The organism is Candidatus Symbiopectobacterium sp. NZEC135, from assembly GCF_025962695.1.
Map to the genome: position 1 here is coordinate 1 of NZ_JAGFPF010000013.1, position 20,654 is coordinate 20,654.

Sequence of the window (20,654 nt, forward strand, 5' to 3'; positions counted from 1 at the left end):
CACCTGCAAAAATTAAGTGGACACCTAAATTACAGAACCTGATGCAGTAAACCAGACGGTGCTGACTGGACGCTTACGTCAAACATGAGTACAATCATTTTCTATCTTCATTTTAGGTGTGTATGTAGTGGCACACTGACACCATATTGCCGATTCTATGCCTCCACCTGACTGCCACTCTGTGAACTGGAATGGCATTTACGTCAAGAGAATCGCTTCGATGAAATGACTAGAATATTATGGATAATACCTTTCAGATCGATACGGAGATTATCCACGTGTTGCGCCCGATCACCACCGTCACTTATCCCTGTTTTTCCTGTATTGCAACGGCGCTACACCGATACCTTTGCGAAAAGTGCTGATAAAGTATGTCGCGTCGGAAAATCCAACCCGTGTGGCAATTTCATGAACACTCAGTTCGCTGCGCAACAGAAATTCACACGCTTTTCTGAGACGATAAGTGGTGATGTATTCGTTAATTTTCTCTCCGGTCTCGGCATGAAAGCGACGTGATATATAGCTTTTGGACTTCTTTAAGTCTGCTGCGATATTATCCAAGCTAAATTTATGCTCATAATTTTCATCCACCCACAGCATTACCTGGCTTGAAAGCCGGTATTCATCTTCCTGAACACGTCGCGCTTGCGCAGGCAACATGCTGAACAATGACAACAGCAGCGTTGCGACGTTTTCTCTATCCAGTTCATACCCTTGCGCCAATACGCTGTAATGGGTAAACAACACATTAAGCCAGTCGTGTAACACCAGTAAATCCGCAACAAACGCCTCGCTTCCTCGCGCCGATAAACGCTGGAATTTTTGCTGATGTTGTGGGAAAGCATCAAACATGTGCAGTACAGCATTTTGATCAACATGGATGATTGTCCGGCGGTAGTGGCTGGCAGTACTCTCTTCCACCATAACTTTATGCAGGGTGAACGGCGGGAAAATAAAAAGCCGCCCCGGGCGCATGGTGTAATGCCGATTATCCGCAATGACCACGCCATACCCGTCCTCCACATACAGCACCTCGAGGCACTGATGCCAGTGGTGATAGCGCACCGCATTGGCATTAAGCCGACTGAAAGAAATGAGGCTGTCTTTCAGCGAAATAAGTTCCAGTTTGTCTGATGAGGATGTTGTTGTAGGCATAGTGCAATATTCTTAAATTTTTTCTTTACTGGGGATATTAATAAAACGTTTTTTTAAATTTTCAATAACAACCACTCACCGTCATATCTTGTCTGTGACAGCGATAACATTTTGGGCCTCATCGCCTCCCTATGCTCTGTGCATCCACTCATGCAGTGCAACGGCCTGACGTTGCGGTAGCAGAGTCAATATCGTCGGGCACTAAAATAAGGGGTAACACCATGAGTTCCCAAAAAATAAAATCAAATAGGTTGTCCTCAAAACAGGATGTGATACAGCTACTTTCCGACATACTGGCTCCGTTGAATACACAATTTTCACCCGGCGATTCGGGGTTTTCCCTCGGAGATACCTGCGCGCATTACGGACCAGATATCGCACGGATGGAAGGGTTATCCCGTGCGCTGTGGGGGGTCTTCCCACTGATGGCATCCGGCGAAAGCGAACCGTTTAGTGAGCGCTATATCGATGCGATCAAGGCAGGGACGGACCCTCAATCACCCGCATATTGGGGAGAAACCGGGCCTTATGATCAGCGGTTGGTTGAGATGGCGGTCTATGGTCTGGGATTGGCCCTGCTTCAGGAGCACTTGACCAATAAATTTACCGAAAAAGAGCTAACTAACGTCTATCGTTGGCTAAATCAAATCTCCACTGCCGTTATGCCCGACAATAACTGGAATTATTTCGCCATTATGGTTCAGTTGGGTTTCAAACGCGCTGGCCTGCCGTGGGATCAGCAGGTTATCAATCAGCGTTTTGAAATGATGGAGGCCTATTATCTTGGCGAGGGATGGTATTCTGATGGTATAGGCCGCCCACGGGATTATTATATTTCCATGGCATTCCACTTTTATGGTCTTATTTACGCCACACTCAACAGTGAGGACGATCCACAAAGGGCCAACGAATTACGAGAAAGAGCACGGCGCTTTGCTGATGATTTTATCTATATGTCCACGGAAGACGGTGCGGCCATTCCTTTCGGCCGAAGCCTGACTTACCGATTTGCCACCTGCGCATTCTGGTGTGCCGTTGCTTTCGCGGAATTGGATGTACTCACTCCGGGTCAAATTAAAGGGCTCATCCTCAGAAATTTACGCTGGTGGCAAAATAAACCCATTTTTGATCGGGATGGCATTCTCACACTGGGGTATACCTATCCCAATCTGGCATTTTGCGAGGATTATAACTCCCCGGGCTCCCCCTACTGGGGTCTGAAAGTGTTCATTATTCTGGCCATGCCAGAAAAAAGTCCTTTCTGGCAGTCCGAAGAACAGTCGCTGCCAATACTGAAAGAGACACACGCCATTCCACACGCGGCGCAAATAATTATACACCCGGAAAACGCTGGGCATGTGTATATGCTGACATCAGGGCAACTTGAGCTGAATAATTACGTCAATACCGAAGCGAAATATACGAAATTTGCCTACTCAGCCCTTTTTGGGTTCACCATCGAACGAGGCCGTTTTGGGAGTAAACATGCCGCCTGTGATTCGATGCTGCTTTTATGCGAAAACGATGATTACTGGCGTGGACGTCGCGACTGTGAACAGGTATCGGTACACGATGAGTATATCTGGTCACGTTGGTCACCATGGTCCGATGTTCATATCGATACCTGGCTGATCCCCTGCGGAGAATGGCACGTTCGCGTTCATCGCATTGACAGTGCAAGAGGGTTAAAAACGCTAGAGGGGGGGTTTGCCGTCATGAACAGCGCGGAGGTTTTTGTTCAGGGCAATGACCGTGACAGCCTGTTGCAGGCCAGCAATGGCACCAGCATCATTCATGAAATCTCACCGCACTGCCGCCGGGAAAATGGCCATATTGTTACCCCGCCCAACAGCAGCATCGTTTTTGCTGAATGTGCGGCGATCCCCACCTTATCGGGTTCAATCTCTCAGGGTATAAGTTGGCTGTGTTGCGCCGTCGCCGCCACGAATGACATTGCCCGTGACTATTCCGACAAACCGCAAGTGAGTATAGAACGCAACACCCTTTGTATCCGTCATGCTAACAAAGAAAAACATATCAGTACTACTGACCAATATCCGTCCCTGCAGTAAATAACTGTATCTTATCGAGGCGTTTATGAAAAATATAACATCAAACAACAAATTAGAATATTATAAAATCAGCGCATTTATTTTTATGTATTTCTTTACCTGGTCTGCAAGTATTGGGCTGCTTGCTATTTGGCTAGGTCAGAAAGCAAACCTGAGCGGCACCGTGATCGGCACAGTATTTGCGGTGAACGGCATTTTCTCTGTCATATTAAAACCGATATACGGGTATATTCTCGACAAACTGGGCATGAATAAATACTTGCTCTATTTTGTTGTCGCAATGTCTGCCCTTATGGCGCCCTTTTTTATTTATGTCTATCAACCGTTATTACTTTCCAATACCCTGCTAGGCATTATTGTGGGTGCCATTTATTTGAGCTTTGCCTGGTACGCGGGTGTGGCTGCCTGTGAATCCTACACCGATCGTTACAGCCGCCTTAACGGCATGGAGTTCGGGCAGATACGCATGTGGGGTTCTCTGGGATGGGCCGTCGCCTCCTCATTTTCCGGCATTCTGTTTAATTTATCCCCGGCTTACAACTTTCTTCTTGGCAGTGTCACCTCGCTGGTGATGTTAGCGGTGTTGTTCAGCCTCAAGGTAAATACATCCACTGCCCATGCGAGTGAGGTTCTGTCGAAAGAAAAAATTGTCCCAGCCGATGTTTATGCCCTGTTGAAAACCAGTAAATTTTGGGCGTTCTGTATGTACATCGCGGGTGTTGCCTGGATGATGTTTATCGCCGAGCAACAATTCTCCCGCTATTTTGTGACCTTCTTTGCCGATGTCCATCAGGGAAACGCGGTATTCGGTTACCTGGGTACCGTGCAATCCGGTATGGAATTTATCATGTACATGATTATTCCGACATTCGTGAATTATATCGGTGCTAAAAAAGGCTTGCTGCTGGTGGGTCTGGTGGTCGGTTGCCGCCTCATTCTGTCAGGCGTGTGCGACTCACACCTGTTAATTTCCGTTATCAAACCCCTGTACGGGTTGGAAATCTGCCTGTTGTTGGTTTCCATCTTTAAATACATTGCCGAGCATTTCGACAAACGCGTTAACGCCACCATGTACCTTCTGGGATATCAAGCCATGCTGTATGTGGGTAACGTGGTCGTGTCGTCACCCGCAGGTCTTCTCTATGACAAAATTGGGTTTGAAAAAACCTACATCATGATGGGAAGTATCGCCCTTCTCTTCACGTTGATTTCCTCGGTAACCCTCTCCGCCTGCCGGAGCAACAGAAATAAATCGTCCCACCCCGTCAGTCAGAATACTCAGGATGAAATTCATCAATAGACAGGTTAAGAGCCTATCCCAGTAGGCTCTCAATGTGGCCTGAACATTATAGGAATCGCAGTATGTTAAATAACATCGTTAAAGAGTCGTTGCATGGCATGGCTGATGAACCTCATGATAGCCGCCAGTTTTATGATGAGCTCATTTCAGCACGTGAGCATGTTCTTAAACTGATTAGCCGTAATTTAACGGATTTCGGTGACCGTTTTCCCGCAGAAACCTGCGTCAATGGCTACTACCCGCTGACCGAGAATGTGGAATGGACCACCAGTTTTTGGACTGGTCAGTTATGGCTCGCTTGGGAGATGAGCGGTGATGACCGCTACCGTGCCATGGCGGAACGCCATGTACGTTCGTTCGGATTACGTATTGCCGGGCGTCACGACACCAACACGCATGACCTGGGCTTTCTTTATACCCTATCCTGCGTAGCAGCATGGCGACTGACGGGCAATACGGAAGCCCGTGGTTTCTCGCTACTGGCCGCGGATGCCCTGCTAGAACGCTTTCATGATAAAGCCCGCATCATCCAGGCGTGGGGTGATCTCTCGGACCCGGATCAAGCAGGACGGATGATCATCGACTGTAATATGAACCTGCCGCTGTTGTATTGGGCCAGTGAGCAGACGGGGGATAAGCGCTTTGCCGAAGCGGCCTATGAACATGCTCGTCAGGCCGCCCGTTATCTGGTGCGTAAAGATGCATCGACGTATCACACCTATTATATGGATATAACGACCGGTGCAGCGCGCTACGGCAATACACAACAGGGGTATGCAGACGACTCTTGCTGGTCTCGAGGGCAAGCCTGGGGCATTTATGGATTCACGCTCAGTTATCTCTATACCGGCGATCGGGAATTGCTGGAACTGGCGAAGCGACTGGCAAATTACTTCCTAAACCGATTGCCAGAAGACGGTGTTTGTCACTGGGATCTCGCGCTGCTGGGTACCGATGCGTTGAGGGACTCATCGTCTGCATCGATTGCCGTGTGTGGGCTGCTTGAACTGTGTAAGCATTTGCCGGTAACAGACCCGGAGCGAGCTCACTACTTACACGCAGCCCAACATATTATGTCTTCCATGACGCGAGATTATCTTGCCCGGCTTGACGATCCTTGCAACGGTCTGCTCAAACACTCTGTTTATCACCTCGCCAGTCATAAAGGCGTAGATGAATGCGCAAGCTGGGGAGACTATTTTTATGTCGAAGCACTGGTGCGGATGCTACAGAGCTGGAAACCCTACTGGTAAACCCGACGCCCACTCGGGCATTGACATGCGGAGGTGAGCGGCGACCTGTTGCCAGCATCACTCACCTCCGCATGGCCAGCATCGCCCCCATGCACTAGCCCGACAAAGGAAGATGAATGAAAGCCGCATTATTAATTGCCGATGGATTTGAAGACGCAGAAGCCGTGGTTATATATGACATTTTACGCAGACTGCATATCGACGTGACACTTATTTCCTGCGCGGCCTCAGGGCGATTAACCGTCAAAAGCTATTTTTCACTGTCAGTACACGCAGATGATCATATCGATAATCTCGCGCTTGCACACTATGACGCCGTCATTATTCCTGGGGGGCCGGATTCTACGATGCGTATGGCAACAGACCCCCAGGTTATCGATTTTATTCGACGGCATGATGCGTGGGGGGAATGGGTCTGTGCGCTCTGCTCTGCCCCTGCACGTGTGCTAGGCAATAATCATCTGTTGCATCATCGCCGCTATACGTGCTCTGGAGATCTGTGGATGCAGTGCCCAGAGGGAACCTATACCGGCGAGAATGTGGTTATCGATGGCAATCTGATTACCGGAAAGGGATTGGGTGTCGCGTTTGAATTCGCCTTCGCCGTCGCCGAAAAGCTTTTGAAGACTCCCAACCCCGGCCGGAATCAAGCAAATCATATTTATTTCAGCCATCCCGTGTAAGTCGCCATGTCTGCCAAACAGGCTTAGGGTGTTAATCCCAATAGCCGCATTACGCTCCGTTGGGAAAGGTCAATGGTACTGTTGATCTTTACCATTCTGTTCGCGTGCGACATTCCGCTGACAACACCTATTAATTAACTCTATTTACAATAAGTTATCTTGATGTTTAAACGCTAAGACTAAAAATGTAAACGATTACATAAATTAACATCAGATCATAGTTTATGTACAACGAGAGTGATAATCTCACTCCAATATAACTGGCATTAGGGGGAGTATATGCGTGTACTGGTGACAGGTGGTAGCGGTTACATTGGAAGCCACACCTGTGTACAACTGCTGCAACAGGGGCATGATGTCGTCATTCTCGACAACATGTGTAACAGCAAGCCCGGCGTGGTGCCGGTTATTGAGCGTTTGGCGGGAAAATCCGTGCAGTTCATCCATGGTGATCTCCGTGATGAAGCGCTGCTAGTCAGTACCCTGCGTTCGCACGCCATTGAAACGGTGATCCATTTCGCTGGGCTAAAAGCCGTCGGCGAATCCGTATCCAAACCCTTGGACTATTACGATAACAATGTACATGGCACGCTGTGCTTGGTGAGCGCCATGCAAACCACCAACATCAACAATCTTATCTTCAGTTCTTCTGCCACGGTGTACGGTGACCAGCCAAACATTCCCTATGAGGAAAGTTTCCCCACTGGTACACCACAAAGCCCGTATGGCAAAAGCAAGCTGATGGTTGAACATATTCTCACAGACCTGCAAAAAGCGCAGCCCGCGTGGAGCATCGTATTGTTGCGTTATTTCAACCCCGTAGGCGCACACCCTTCTGGAGAAATGGGGGAAGACCCTCAGGGTATTCCAAACAATCTGATGCCTTACATTGCACAGGTCGCCATAGGCCGTCGCCCTTCACTGGCCATCTTTGGCCATGATTATCCCACGCCTGACGGCACCGGTGTACGCGATTACATTCATGTAATGGACCTCGCCGATGGCCACATTGCCGCGATGGAGCAGCTGTCGGGAAAAGCAGGTATCCACCTCTATAACCTTGGCGCAGGGATTGGCAGCAGTGTCCTTGACGTCGTCAATGCATTCAGTAAGGCGTGCGGTACATCGGTTAACTATCATTTTGCCCCACGCCGCGATGGCGACTTATCTGCCTACTGGGCGGACGCCAGTAAAGCCAATCGAGAACTGAACTGGCGTGCCACGCGTTCGCTCGACGACATGGCACAAGATACCTGGCGCTGGCAGTCCCGCCATCCGCAGGGCTTCACCGACTAAGGAGTGACCATAATGCCATTTAATCCGGTCGATCATCCCCATCGACGTTACAATCCACTAACGGGGCAATGGGTCTTGGTTTCTCCACACCGAGCAAAACGACCCTGGCAAGGTGCGCAAGAAGCGCCAGCAAAACAGGCTCTGCCAGCCCACGATCCCGCCTGTTTTCTTTGTCCCAACAATACCCGTGTCACAGGGGATAAAAACCCGAACTACACTGGCACCTATGTCTTTATCAATGACTTTGCCGCACTGATGCCTGACACCCCGCCCGCACCAGAAAGCGACGATCCCCTCATGCGTTGCCAAAGCGCGCGCGGCACCAGTCGCGTGATTTGTTTTTCGCCGGACCACAGCAAAACGTTGCCGGAACTGAGCTTGTCCGCCTTAGAAGGGGTGGTAAAAACCTGGCAGGCGCAAACCGCAGAGCTGGGTCAAACCTACCCTTGGGTACAGGTTTTTGAAAACAAAGGGGCGGCGATGGGCTGCTCGAATCCACATCCCCATGGGCAGGTGTGGGCCAACAGTTTCCTGCCGAATGAAGCCGAAAACGAAGACCGCCGGCAAAAAGCCTATTTCGGCGAGTACGGTTCGCCCTTACTGGTGGACTACGCTGTACGCGAACGCGAAGACGGCAGCCGAATGGTAGTGGAAACGACGCACTGGCTGGCGGTCGTCCCTTATTGGGCGGCGTGGCCGTTTGAAACGCTGTTGTTGCCGAAAACACACGTGCAGCGCATGACCGAACTGACGGATGCACAACGCGTTGATTTGGCACTGGCGTTGAAACAATTAACGGTCCGTTACGACAATCTTTTCCAGTGCTCATTCCCCTATTCCATGGGCTGGCACGGTGCGCCATTCAACCGACTGGATAATACCCACTGGCAATTACACGCCCATTTTTACCCGCCACTGCTGCGTTCCGCCTCCGTGCGTAAGTTTATGGTGGGCTATGAAATGCTCGCCGAAACACAACGTGACCTCACGCCAGAGCAAGCGGCCGAACGTCTTCGTGCGGTAAGTGACATCCATTTTCGCGAATCCGGAGTATGAAAACATGAGTCTGAAAGAAAAAACGCTGTCTCTGTTTGCTGAAAAATTTGGCTACCCTGCCACACTGACCATCCAGGCACCTGGGCGCGTCAATCTGATTGGTGAACATACCGATTACAACGATGGGTTTGTTCTACCTTGCGCCATTGATTATCAGACCGTGATCAGTGGTGCCCCCCGCTCGGATAGCCTCGTTCGCGTCATTGCCGCGGATTATGACAATCAGCAGGACACATTTTCGCTGGATGCACCTATCGTGCCGCATGCTACCTGGCAATGGTCAAACTATGTGCGTGGCGTGATAAAGCACCTGCAAACACGCAACACACCTTTTAACGGTGCCGATCTCGTCATCAGCGGCAACGTTCCACAAGGTGCGGGACTCAGTTCGTCGGCATCGTTGGAAGTGGCCGTCGGCACCGTATTCCAGCAACTTTATCACCTGCCGTTGGACGGCTCTCAAATCGCACTGAATGGACAGGAAGCGGAAAACCAGTTTGTTGGCTGTAATTGCGGCATCATGGACCAGTTGATCTCCGCACTGGGTAAAAAAGGTAACGCGCTGCTGATCGACTGTCGTTCGCTGAGCAGCAAAGCGGTGTCGATGCCGAAAGGCGTTGTCATCCTCATCATCAACAGCAATTTCAAACGCACATTGGTGGGCAGCGAATACAATACTCGCCGCTTGCAGTGTGAAACGGGTGCTCGTTTTTTCCAACAGAGTTCGCTGCGTGACGTTACGCTTGATGCCTTCACGGCCCGCATACATGAATTGGATCCCACTGTGGCCAAACGTGTCCGCCATGTGTTGAGCGAAAATGCCCGCACACTTGAGGCAGCGTCCGCGTTGGAAAAAGGGGACCTAAAACGCATGGGCGTACTGATGGCGCAATCGCATACCTCCATGCGCGATGATTTTGAAATTACTGTCCCACACATAGACTCGCTGGTTGAGATCGTAAAAGGGGCCATCGGCGAAAACGGTGGCGTACGCATGACCGGCGGCGGTTTTGGCGGATGCGTGGTAGCACTGATTCCCGAGGTGCTGCTGCCCAAGGTGAAACACGCGGTGGAGATGCAATACGAAGCCAAAACGGGTATTAAAGAAACCTTTTATGTGTGCAAACCATCCCAAGGGGCGGGGCCCTGCTAGCTGTTCGCAGGCTGGCGTAGGAAAGCCCATCACGGGTCAACTATTAGGTGCAACCCGATAAACCCTATTAAGACATTAGTAACACTTCTGCGCGGTCCGGAGGGGCAACAATGGAGATGGACGACTGGTGGTTTGGCTGGAAGGGGTTCACACCCGAGCGCCCCTGCCCCGGCAAGGTTGTGTTGATGGTTGGTGCAGGGATTTCCATCGAGTCCCCCACGCTGTTACCTGACGGAGAAGCATTAACGGAAGCGCTACTCGACCATTTGCTTGACAGTAGCGCGGCCTCCGAAATTAAAAAAGTATTTAGCCAATGTAAGCAATGGATGGGGAGAAGCCTACCGCGTCTTGAACACGTTCTTGATAAAGCATTTGAACCTTTATCCGCTCGTATTAAGAACGCCGAGGTTAACGACAACATTTTCAGGCTCACAGTTGAAATCACCGCCAATCACATAATCACCGATACTCTCAGCCTGGCTAATCAGGCCGTCGATATACTGGTTTGAAAAATTGATGGACACCCCCGAAGGCGCATGCATCGAATAATAAGTTGCATTGCCCAGAGTGATACCAGTGATTGGGCGGATTCCGACAGCACCGGGAACAGGGTTCAGCACCACAACGTTAGCCGAAAAATCTACTGGCTGATCGCCAGTGGATACCAATACGGCGCACGCAGAAACACATTCCGGTGTGTTGCGCTTCCCATAGCTGCCGCCACTGCCTTGACTTATTTTGCAAAAAGTATATTTTTCGGACATGAAGAAGATCCTGATTATCGTTCCCGATGGCGGCATGCTGTTTGAGTCCGCCGGTATTGCCGACATCCTGATGCAAGCGAACCAGCTGCATACTGAGGGGCTGGCGCATCCTCGTTATCACATTAATATTGCCACCACGCAGCCGCATCAAGTCATCCACGGTCAATCCGGGCTAAATCTGCTTGCGGATCATCGCCTGCATGAGCTCGATCCTCGAGAGCCGCTCGACACCATACTGATTACCGGTCGTGGACAAAATGAGCAGGAAGGCACCGCCGTCGTCGATTGGCTGCGCCTTGCAGCGCCGCATGCGCGCCGGATTGCCTCGATTTGTGGCGGTGCGATGCTGCTTGCTCAGAGCGGGTTATTAAATGGACGGCGAGCAACCACGCATTGGAAACTGCTGGAAACCATGCAGGCAGCCTTTCCTGAGGTCAAGGTGGAAGCGGGCCCGCTGTATATACAGGATGGCCCTATCTGGACCTCTGGCGGGGTCAGCTCGGGGTTTGATCTGACGCTGGCATTGGTTGAGGAGGATTACGGTTTTAGTCTCGCCCGTGATGTCGCGCAGGATTTGGTCATGTATCTGCATCGCCCAGGCAGTCAGTTACAGTTTAGCCGCTACAACCTGCGCCAAACCGGCAATACAGGCCCGATCGGCGAGTTGCAGACGTGGATACTTGATAATATTACCGCCGATCTCTGCGTCGAAGCCCTGGCAGAAAAAGTCGCCATGAGTCCGCGTAATTTTACCCGCGTATTTACCCGGGAAACCGGCGTTTCCCCGGCGCGTTATGTGTCAGAAGCGCGCCTTGCCGCCGCACGACAACATCTGGAACAAACCACCGATACGCTGGAGCGGATCGCCACTAATACGGGATTTGGCAGCAGCATTAACCTGCGTCGTATTTTTGAAAAACAGCTGCAATTAACGCCCGGGGAATATCGCCAGCGCTTCCACTGTCGCAATATGGCGTAATGTGATCCTTTTTTGTCATTTACGCCAAATATGCCATGACCTACAGTCACTCCAGAGACAACCACTAAGGAGTTCATCATGGTCAAGGTCGGTATCAATGGTTTCGGCAGAATCGGGCGCAACGTACTGCGTGCTGCGTTGGGCAACCCAGACATCCACATCGTGGCAATCAACGATTTGACGGACAGTAAAACGCTGGCCCATTTGTTGAAATATGACTCACTGCTCGGCACACTCTCGGCCACGGTGGAAGCAACCAATGGACAGTTGCGCGTTAATGGCAACCCGATCACCGTGTTCAGCGAACGAGATCCTGCGCGCATTCCCTGGCGTGATGCTGAGGTGGATATCGTTATCGAAGCGACGGGTTTTTTCACCGACCGTGAAAAAGCGGCAGTGCATATTCATAGCGGCGGTGCCAAGCGCGTCATCATCTCTGCGCCGGGCAAGAATGATGATTTGACGGTGGTCATGGGTGTAAACCATGAATTATACGATCCGCAAAAACACTATGTGGTCAGCAATGGGAGTTGCACCACCAACGGCCTGGCGCCGGCTGCCCAAGTTCTGCACCAGCACTTTGGTATTAAACATGGCCTGATGAATACCACTCACGCCTACACCAACAGTCAGGCATTGCACGATCAGCCGGAAAAGGATCTGCGTGGCGCGCGCGCCGCAGCGTTATCGATTGTGCCCTACTCCAGCGGCGCGGCCAAAGCGCTGGGGAAAGTGATCCCTGAACTGGATGGGCGCTTGACGGGTTATTCCCTGCGCGTACCGGTTCCGGTAGTGTCCATCGTCGATCTCATCGTCACCCTTGAGCGCGAGGTCACCGTAGAAGACGTCAATAATGCGTTCCGAGAAGCCGCCGCTTCCGGCCCCTTACAAGGTATTCTTGGCTATAGCGACGAACCGCTGGTCTCAAGCGATTACCAGGGCGATCCTCGTTCGTCCATTATTGACGGGCTCTCGACGTTGGTTATCGGTGGCAATATGGTCAAAATCCTCGCCTGGTACGACAATGAGTGGGGATTTTCAAACCGCCTTGTCGATCTGGCAGTGATGATCAGCCAACGCGAACCCGCATAAATTCAGTGTCTGAGCACCCGGTTTAACCGGGTGCTCATCGCCTCGTGAAGACCCCTGCGTGACTACACTCAGAGGTCACGCCCTTGCCCCCTCAACGCCGCGCTACTAACAGGTATTACAGCGTTTTCAATGTTCCGCTTTCCATGGTTTTTTCAGGTATTGCTGTTGGTGAAGCTACGGCTATCGGTTCGCGACAGGGGGCAAACACGTCCAGATCGGATTGGTATACGGTGCTATGAACATCAAACAACCCTAACAGGGAATGGTACAAATTGTCGTGACTGTAGTCTTTGTTGTCTGCATTTTTCCGCAGACAAGCGAGATTAAGGTGGGCATGTTGAGCAAACGTCGGTGAAAACCACATCACCATAGGCACCTGTGTTTGCTCTTTAGGTGCAATGATATAAGGTGTCCCGTGCAGGTACATACCCCGCTCTCCCAGTGACTCACCATGATCGGAAACGTAGATCATGGCCACATCACGCCGATCAGAATAGCGTTGCAACACGTCAATGGTTTTGCCAAGCATCCGGTCGGTGTAGACCAGCGTATTGTCGTACGTGTTGGTGAGCGCGTCGTTAGTGCACTTCTGGATCTGATTGCTGTCACAGGTGGGGCTGAAGGCTTTGTCGTGTTCCGGGTAACGCTCAAAGTACGTTGGCCCATGGCTGCCCAGTTGGTGCAACACGATCAGCATATCGCCCTGCCTGGCATCAATGCGTGCGTTGAGTTGGTGCAGCAGAACATTGTCATAACAGGTTCCGTCTTTGTTGACACAGTGCTCAACAATGTTCAGCGTCGGCATATCTTCAGAAGGCACGCGCGCACACATCCCTTTGCAACCACCGTTGTTGTTGTTACGCCACAGCAGGTTTATACCGGTGCGTTGCAGGATGTCTAGCAGGTTCTCTTCCGTGGCTGCACGCACTTCATCGTATTGCGAACGTGTCATCCGCGAGAACATACAGGGCAGAGAAATGGCAGTGGCCGTACCGCAGGATGAAACGTGCTTGAAACTGATGATGCCTTCACGTGGTGACAAGGATGGGTTGGTCGCGCGCGGATAACCATTAAGCGCAAAATTCTGCGCTCTTGCCGTTTCACCCACCACGACAATCACCAGCTTGGGGCGCTCGCCAGCAGCAGCCGCAGGACGTGTGGCATCGGCGGCCACAATGCGTAACACCTGTGACTTTGTGCGTTTCAGATAGCGTTTCAGGTAGCCGTTGGTGTTGCGCACAACATTAAAGGGCAACACTTGATCCTTGATTTGCAGATTGTTGCGCAGCAGCGAGGCGTAGTCTTTATAGAACGCCATGGTCACTACGGCCAGCACAGCGAATGTCACCAGTACATTCCCAAGCCACCACAGCACGGTTTGCAAGGGCCGCCCAGTCTTTTGGGCCGGCAGGAAGACCATCACTACAGCAGGCAACACACCAAGCACAATAATGGTGAGCAACAGGGGGATGGAAAAGTACGAGATGAGTTCCGCTTGGTTAGTCTCAAACACGTTCTGTATCATGCTGCGGTCGATCAACACGTTGTAATAGAGCATAAAGTAACTACAACTGGCACTGATGATAACCAGCAACGCCAGCAGAGGTTTGCGCACATACGGTAGAATTAAAATCGGCGTAAGCAATAGATTGAAAAGGCAAAAAAAGAACACTGGCAAGCTGATCAAGAACAGTAAACTGTGCAGGCTGTTGACTTCCACGTTGGACCATAGCGTTTGCCACAGCGCAACGTTACCCACGGAGGTGAAGAACAGCGCAGCTACCCAGGTCAGTTGTACTGGATTGAACCGCAGAGATATCAGATATTTATACACGCGCAATTCCCAATCAATAAAGAGTCTGCGCAGTATCAGAAAGTGTCTGTCAGGAAGTTGTTAAGATGCCGTTTATCTTTTAAGGATGCCAATGCCCCATGACTCGCCTGCTTATCATTGAAGATAACCCCGAGTTGGTAGCCAATCTGTACGATTTTTTCGAACCACTGGGTTATGTGTTAGACGATGCACGTGACGGTGTCACAGGACTGCGTATGGCGACACAGCACGATTACGACGCCATCTTGTTAGATCTGATGCTGCCGCGACTGGACGGTATGACGCTATGCAGCAAACTGCGGGGAGAATTTCAGAATCCCGTACCGGTATTGATGCTGACCGCACGCGATCCCGTAGAAGACCGCGTGCAGGGCTTGGCGCTAGGTGCCGACGATTATCTGGTTAAGCCCTTTTCGCTCAAGGAACTCGATGCCCGCATCAAGGCGTTGGTGCGCCGAGCCCAAGGCCAACAGGTGCAAGGGACGTTGGCCTGGGAAGACCTGCGGGTAGACACTCGCTCACCGCAGGCATGGCGGCAAGGCCAAGCCATCAACCTGACCCCCACCACGCACAAGTTGCTGCTGTGTCTGGTCCGCGCCGCACCTGACGTGGTTAAAAGGCAGCAGATGGAATACCTGCTATGGGGCGACGAACCGCCTGAAAGTGGTGCGTTGCGTACACACATTCATGACCTGCGCCAGCGAATTGACAAAAACTTCACATCTGCTCTGATAGAAACGGTGCATGGCGTCGGTTTACGTCTCCATACGCCCGGGGAGGTTGCGCCGGAATTATCACACAGCGAGTAGGCTCACCATCATGAAATTCCTTTACCACCAGACGACGCTCAAGACACGTATTACAATTTCATTTGTACTGCTGATGGTAGCCGTCATGGGGTTTGTGATTATCGCGGAGCAACTTGATTACGATGAAGTGAGATCGTATGTCATCGCCAAAAGCCTGCACGATGAGGTGCCTCGGCTGGAAAGCGCGATTGTCAACGGCATTTCTCCCACGTTGCCTGAAGGCAGCCAGTTTTACGATGTGCACAACGCACCGGATACCCTGCGACACTACGCACTGGGCTATCACCGACTGGAAAAGCCTGGCCATTGGTATCTGCTGGTATTTGAACGCAACGATCAACGCTACTACCTGTTACAGGATGGCAAGTCCTACCCGTTTCTGGAATACCTGATTGACGGCTTCGCGCCGCTGGTGATCCTGTTGTGTATTCTGTGCGCATTCTGGATTGGCAGGTTAACATCAGCGCGCGTTACCGCGCCCATTATTCGTCTGGCCGACGTGGTACAGCGCAAGCAGAAGCCCTTGCCGTTTCAGGACGCGAGTGATGAAATTGGCGTACTGGCGCGCGCATTTGCACAGCACAGTGATGAACTGGAGCAGTTTTTGTACCGTGAGCGCTGCTTTGTGAGCGATACCAGCCATGAATTGCGCACGCCGCTGGCGATTATTGGCGGCGCGGCGGAAACTATCCTGCACCAATTGCCTGTCGACAGCCACTTGATACCTAGCGCTGAACGCATCGTACGCACCACGCAGGAAATGCAACGCCAACTGACCTGCCTGTTGCTGCTGTCACGCGATCCGCACACGTTGACGCGTACCGACGTGCCGCTTCGTCCGTTGATCGAAGAGTGCATAACGCGCTGCCAGCCCTGGCTGGCGAAAAAACCGGTCATGCTGGTTCTGGAGGCACCGCAAACGCCCCACGCGCACACTCACGCAGAACTGGCGCGCAGTATTATCTGGAACCTGCTGCGCAATGCTTGCCAGTACACGGAGCAAGGTGAAATACGAATTGCCCTGCACGGCACCACGCTTATCGTTTCCGACACTGGCCCGGGCCTGCCATCCAGCATCGATCCGCAGCACTTTCAGCGTTTTCTACCCAGTGCGCAGCAACGTGGCGAAGGACTTGGCTTATCCATTGTGCAACGTATCGTGGAGCATTTGGGCTGGCACATGCAGGTGGATAGCTCAGATCAAGGCTGTCGCTTTACGCTGGAAATGCGCCGTTGTGAATGACACATTTCCCCACCACAAAAAATTTATTTTTTAGTGCACATCGCCTCTCCCGGCGACTTAAAGTCTTCGCAGTGCCATTCATTCACACCATCAGAAATCACGTTCTCATTGACGGTCACTTTGCTCGCCTCCAATCCGGCTAACAGCTCCGGCTCAATTTTCACGAACCAGACTGACTTACCATCGGTGACGACATAATCGGATAATGCTTTAAGGCTTTTCACATCGGTATCCGGTGTGAAAATTGGGAAAGGTTTGCCGTAAATATAAAAACCGGTTTTATCCGCCGTCACGCTAAAAGAGAGGCAGGTAAAGGTATTCGCATCAAACTCACTGTTTTTTTCACCGCGAAAATAAAGCGCATCATCGATAGTCGCCCATCCAAAACACTTCTCATGAATGTTGACACCCTTTTTATAAGGCACAGTGGCTGAATCGCTTTCTCTGAAGTAATACTGTTTTTTATCGAAAGCCTGATTCGTTCCTTTTGTCTGGAACGTCGCAACGTCAGCGCCCTTTAACACCGAACCGTCACGCATGAAGATCCGTTTACCATCACTGAAGAAAGGGAAATCTAGCGCTTCAAATTTCGTCCAGTCGATGTCGCCGGTCACTTTCTTGCAATAGGCATAGGTTCCGACATCGCTAACCAGATAGGAATCAATTGCTTTGGCTTTTTCCGGGTTAAATGCCTTGGGCAAGGCGACGGCATTGCAATAATAGGTGCCATTGGCTTTCCCTACCCCAAAGGCCGTATCAGAATAGATCACCGAAAAATTCTCCGGCTTGACGTTTTTCATCGGCACGGCAGGCAGATTCACGGCACTTTGATAGTGTAATACACCGTTAATCACTTTATACGGGTATTTCACACCGCTGTAGGTGGCTGTAGTTTTTTCTGCCGAAATAGCGGGTGAGTGAATAACGGTAAACATCCCACCGAGAATTGCCACCCATAAATTAAGGGTTCCTTTTTTCACGTTCTTTTTCTCCTTTTCCATTTTTACACCAGCAAATCCTATCCCTGCCAGAGGCAAATCGTTTTTATGACTATGATTTTTCGCGGTAAAATATCAATTTTTGCGCATAGCGTAAATTCTGAAAGACAGATTAAGCACATCTAAAACAAATCCACCGTAATGTGGACGTCTCATTTTTTACAAACGAAAAAAATCAGAATAAAACGCCAGTCGGCTGAGATTTTAATGCAAAAAGATCGCTGTTCTTCCCTCTTTTTCCCTGCCTGGCTAAGCGAGGTATACGGTAGAAATAACATTTCCTCGCTATACTTGCTCACTCCCTCAAAAAACACGCAAGGGGTACGCATGAAAATTTGGCCAATCCTTACCGGTATCGCGCTATCACTGGCGCTGGTTGCCTGCAAGTCGCCCTCGCCCCCCGCAGGGGTAAACCCTGTTGCCGATTTTGATGCCACGCGTTATCTGGGAAAATGGTATGAAATCGCGCGTTTGGAAAACCGTTTTGAGCGAGGGTTAGAACAGGTAACGGCAACCTATGGAAAACGCAGTGACGGGGGGCTACGCGTGCTGAATCAAGGCTACGATCCGCTAAAGAAACAGTGGAAATCGAGCGAAGGCAAAGCCTATTTCACCGGTAAAGCCACAACAGCAGCGCTCAAGGTTTCCTTTTTTGGTCCCTTTTATGGGGGATACAACGTCATTGCGCTGGATGACGATTACCAGTACGCGTTAGTCAGTGGGCCAAACCGCGATTATTTATGGTTACTGTCGCGCACACCGGAACTTCCGGCTGAAGTAAAACAGCGCTATTTGTCTATAGCGAAATCCCTGGGCTTTGCGGTGGATAATCTGGTTTGGGTTAATCAGCAGCCACAGCGCTAACTCTCACGGTGATGCATCAGCGAAGGCATAGGAGCCTCCTTCGCTGATGCCGGTGTCAGCTCACGCAGCGCTCACCGAGCCATGCCAGCCATTGCGCCCAATTCTGCGGGGCTTTGGTCGAAAGGGGGAGAACTGCACTTCCCGGTGACAGCAGCGCGACTTCCTCTCGCACCCGTTCAAGGCTGAACTCGGCAAAATAGGGTAATAAATCCACCTTGGTCACCAGCACCGCTTCCGCCTGACGGAACATCACCGGGTATTTCTCCGGTTTATCGTCCCCTTCCGGCACAGATAGCAGCACTACGTTATGGTGTTGACCGAGATCGAAACTGGCTGGGCACACCAGGTTGCCAACGTTTTCGATAAATAAAATGTCCACCGGTTCAGAACAGAGCGTTTGCCAAGCGGTGTTGACCATTTGCGCATCGAGATGGCAGGCCATTCCCGTGGTGATTTGCACGACCGGGATACCTTTGCGGCGCAGGCGTAAGGCATCATTTTCGGTTTCCAAATCCCCTTCTATCACCGCCACGTTCACACCGCGTGCCGTAAGTTTTTCGATGGTGACTTCCAGCAGTGAGGTCTTGCCGCTCCCCGGCGAGGACATCAGGTTGAACACCCGTGTGCCATGGGCGTCAAATTGTTGGCGGTTGAGCGCCGCCCGATCGTTGTTCTCTTGCAACAGGTTCTGCATCACCGCCAGCGTGCGCGGTTCAGCCGCGTTGAGTGGTTTTATCGCCCGGATGGTGCCGTTGGATAAGCGTAATTGACTGGCATGCGGGATATTGCAACCACAGTTATCACACATCGTGTCTTCCTCGCCTCGTCAACCGCGCAGTGATATCGGCTTGAGTTGCTGCGCCATTACGGTGAGTTTTTCACTCACCGCCGTCATCTGAGCAATAACATCGCGGCAGTGTTGCGCCAGTTCTTTTTGCCCTTCCGCGTCCAATGCATGCAGGTACTTTTCCATTTCTGCGATGTGTTCATCGTTATGCTCGATCCAATGCGGCACCAGCACATTGAGTTTCTTCATCAAGGGAATAGCCATCATGGGTGTTCTCCGTTTTGTTTTTCGACGCTACGCTGAACCAGCAGCACTTCGTTGCGCAGACTATCAATGTGTTGAATATCAAAACCGCTCAGCTCGCGCGGCGGCTCAAATAAAGCGGAAAGCGTAATTTTGTCCGGCGTAACCTGAATCGCCGCAATATCGTCCAGCGACACTTCGCGTCGATCGGCATACTGCAGTCGGACTCGCAGTTGGCACATGATCTAGGCTCCTTGGTACAGGGCGGCAAGACGCTGTTCGATCACGGCAAGTTCAGCCATAAAGGTGCCACCTAGATCGTAAGGCGCACTGCCGCTGAGGTCGGCATCACGAATGGTGTCGTTCAGTGACAGAAAACCCAGCAACGGTTCACCGTTCAGTGCCGACGCCAAAAAATCCTTGTCGGAGGGTTTGGCGATTTTACTGCCGACATAAACCACGTTATGAATGCCAATATCCGCGGCCAAGCCACCAATTTGGCGTGCGGTCTGAATGCTGCGTTGACCGGGCTCCACCACCACAATCAGCATATCTACCGCTTCCGCCGTGGAGCGCCCTAAATGCTCGATACCGGCTTCCATATCCATGATCACCACATCGTCCCGCTCCAGCAGCAGGTGGCTCATCAAACGGCGCAGTAACGTATGTTCAGGACACACACAGCCCGTACCACCGTGTTCGACCGTGCCCATCAGCAGCAGGCGCACACCAGCGTGCTGCACACAGTAGGCATCCGGCAGGTCGTCCACTTTGGGATTAAGGATAAACAGGCTGCCATACCCAGCACCGGCCCCCGTGCGTTCCATAGCCAGCGTTTTCATACGGGAAAACGGTTGCAGCAGCGCATAGCTTTCAGCCGGAATACCCAATGCAGAAGCCAGATTGGCATCCGGGTCAGCATCGATCGCCAGTACCGGTTTCCCCTGCGCCGCGTAGGATCGCGCCAGCAATCCTGCCAGCGTGGTTTTTCCCACGCCGCCTTTGCCCGCGATAGCTATTTTCATATCACCCTCATCAACGGATAGTGCCAGCCGCCTCACGGCGCTGGCTGT

Annotated in this window: 20 protein-coding genes; 13 read left to right on the forward strand and 7 right to left on the reverse strand. The window is 51.4% G+C overall.

Annotated elements, in window-relative coordinates; translation table 11 throughout:
* Positions 1-300: 300 nt before the first annotated feature.
* Positions 301-1,155, reverse strand: coding sequence for an AraC family transcriptional regulator (locus J5224_RS09410; RefSeq protein ID WP_264625125.1), 855 nt, complete (start codon positions 1,153-1,155; stop codon positions 301-303).
* 221 nt (positions 1,156-1,376) lie between these two features.
* Between J5224_RS09410 and J5224_RS09415 the strand changes: the two genes are divergently transcribed.
* From J5224_RS09415 to gap, 10 genes are all read left to right on the forward strand, one after another.
* Positions 1,377-3,227, forward strand: coding sequence for a DUF2264 domain-containing protein (locus J5224_RS09415; RefSeq protein ID WP_264625126.1), 1,851 nt, complete (start codon positions 1,377-1,379; stop codon positions 3,225-3,227).
* Between the two features lie 25 nt (positions 3,228-3,252).
* Entirely contained in the window at positions 3,253-4,527 is a 1,275-nt protein-coding gene (locus J5224_RS09420) for an oligosaccharide MFS transporter (protein ID WP_264625127.1), read from the forward strand.
* 62 nt (positions 4,528-4,589) lie between these two features.
* On the forward strand, positions 4,590-5,780 hold the full coding sequence (locus J5224_RS09425; protein ID WP_264625128.1) for a glycoside hydrolase family 88 protein: 1,191 nt from the start codon (positions 4,590-4,592) through the stop codon (positions 5,778-5,780).
* Between the two features lie 116 nt (positions 5,781-5,896).
* Positions 5,897-6,463, forward strand: coding sequence for a DJ-1/PfpI family protein (locus J5224_RS09430; protein ID WP_264625129.1), 567 nt, complete (start codon positions 5,897-5,899; stop codon positions 6,461-6,463).
* A 279-nt stretch (positions 6,464-6,742) separates the two neighbouring features.
* Positions 6,743-7,759, forward strand: a complete 1,017-nt coding sequence (galE, locus tag J5224_RS09435; RefSeq protein WP_264625130.1) for a UDP-glucose 4-epimerase GalE — start codon at positions 6,743-6,745, stop codon at positions 7,757-7,759.
* Positions 7,760-7,768: 9 nt separating this feature from the next.
* On the forward strand, positions 7,769-8,815 hold the full coding sequence (galT, locus tag J5224_RS09440; protein ID WP_264625189.1) for a galactose-1-phosphate uridylyltransferase: 1,047 nt from the start codon (positions 7,769-7,771) through the stop codon (positions 8,813-8,815).
* Between the two features lie 4 nt (positions 8,816-8,819).
* Positions 8,820-9,968 (forward strand): galactokinase, encoded by a 1,149-nt coding sequence (gene galK / locus J5224_RS09445; protein WP_264625131.1) that lies wholly within the window; start codon positions 8,820-8,822, stop codon positions 9,966-9,968.
* 110 nt (positions 9,969-10,078) lie between these two features.
* On the forward strand, positions 10,079-10,477 hold the full coding sequence (locus J5224_RS09450) for a hypothetical protein (RefSeq protein ID WP_264625132.1): 399 nt from the start codon (positions 10,079-10,081) through the stop codon (positions 10,475-10,477).
* A gap of 253 nt (positions 10,478-10,730) precedes the next feature.
* Positions 10,731-11,711, forward strand: coding sequence for a GlxA family transcriptional regulator (locus tag J5224_RS09455; RefSeq protein WP_264625133.1), 981 nt, complete (start codon positions 10,731-10,733; stop codon positions 11,709-11,711).
* 78 nt (positions 11,712-11,789) lie between these two features.
* Positions 11,790-12,803: a type I glyceraldehyde-3-phosphate dehydrogenase gene (gap, locus tag J5224_RS09460; RefSeq protein ID WP_264625134.1), complete on the forward strand. Its 1,014-nt coding sequence runs from the start codon at positions 11,790-11,792 to the stop codon at positions 12,801-12,803.
* 115 nt (positions 12,804-12,918) lie between these two features.
* Here the strand turns inward: gap and J5224_RS09465 are convergent, their stop codons facing one another.
* Positions 12,919-14,637, reverse strand: coding sequence for a phosphoethanolamine transferase (locus J5224_RS09465; protein WP_264625135.1), 1,719 nt, complete (start codon positions 14,635-14,637; stop codon positions 12,919-12,921).
* A 98-nt stretch (positions 14,638-14,735) separates the two neighbouring features.
* Between J5224_RS09465 and J5224_RS09470 the strand changes: the two genes are divergently transcribed.
* A complete protein-coding gene (locus J5224_RS09470) occupies positions 14,736-15,446 on the forward strand; it encodes a response regulator transcription factor (RefSeq protein WP_264625136.1) in 711 nt (236 codons plus the stop codon).
* A 10-nt stretch (positions 15,447-15,456) separates the two neighbouring features.
* Positions 15,457-16,689, forward strand: coding sequence for a sensor histidine kinase (locus J5224_RS09475; RefSeq protein ID WP_264625137.1), 1,233 nt, complete (start codon positions 15,457-15,459; stop codon positions 16,687-16,689).
* A gap of 23 nt (positions 16,690-16,712) precedes the next feature.
* Here the strand turns inward: J5224_RS09475 and J5224_RS09480 are convergent, their stop codons facing one another.
* Positions 16,713-17,669 (reverse strand): DKNYY domain-containing protein, encoded by a 957-nt coding sequence (locus tag J5224_RS09480; RefSeq protein WP_264625138.1) that lies wholly within the window; start codon positions 17,667-17,669, stop codon positions 16,713-16,715.
* Between the two features lie 345 nt (positions 17,670-18,014).
* On the opposite strand from J5224_RS09480, the gene blc reads away from it, so the two are divergent.
* The gene (blc, locus tag J5224_RS09485; protein WP_264625139.1) at positions 18,015-18,551 is read left to right on the forward strand and encodes an outer membrane lipoprotein Blc; all 537 of its coding nucleotides are present in this window, start codon (positions 18,015-18,017) and stop codon (positions 18,549-18,551) included.
* 55 nt (positions 18,552-18,606) lie between these two features.
* Here the strand turns inward: blc and hypB are convergent, their stop codons facing one another.
* Genes hypB through J5224_RS09505 form a run of 4 tightly spaced genes read right to left on the reverse strand, consistent with a single transcriptional unit; the run spans position 18,607 to position 20,606 of the window.
* A complete protein-coding gene (hypB, locus tag J5224_RS09490; protein ID WP_264625140.1) occupies positions 18,607-19,359 on the reverse strand; it encodes a hydrogenase nickel incorporation protein HypB in 753 nt (250 codons plus the stop codon).
* An 18-nt stretch (positions 19,360-19,377) separates the two neighbouring features.
* Positions 19,378-19,605, reverse strand: a complete 228-nt coding sequence (locus J5224_RS09495; RefSeq protein ID WP_264625141.1) for a hypothetical protein — start codon at positions 19,603-19,605, stop codon at positions 19,378-19,380.
* Positions 19,602-19,823, reverse strand: a complete 222-nt coding sequence (locus tag J5224_RS09500) for a CooT family nickel-binding protein (RefSeq protein ID WP_264625142.1) — start codon at positions 19,821-19,823, stop codon at positions 19,602-19,604. The genes J5224_RS09495 and J5224_RS09500 overlap by 4 nt, the downstream gene beginning before the upstream one ends.
* A 3-nt stretch (positions 19,824-19,826) precedes the next feature.
* Positions 19,827-20,606 (reverse strand): carbon monoxide dehydrogenase accessory protein CooC, encoded by a 780-nt coding sequence (locus tag J5224_RS09505; RefSeq protein ID WP_264625143.1) that lies wholly within the window; start codon positions 20,604-20,606, stop codon positions 19,827-19,829.
* Positions 20,607-20,654: the final 48 nt, after the last annotated feature.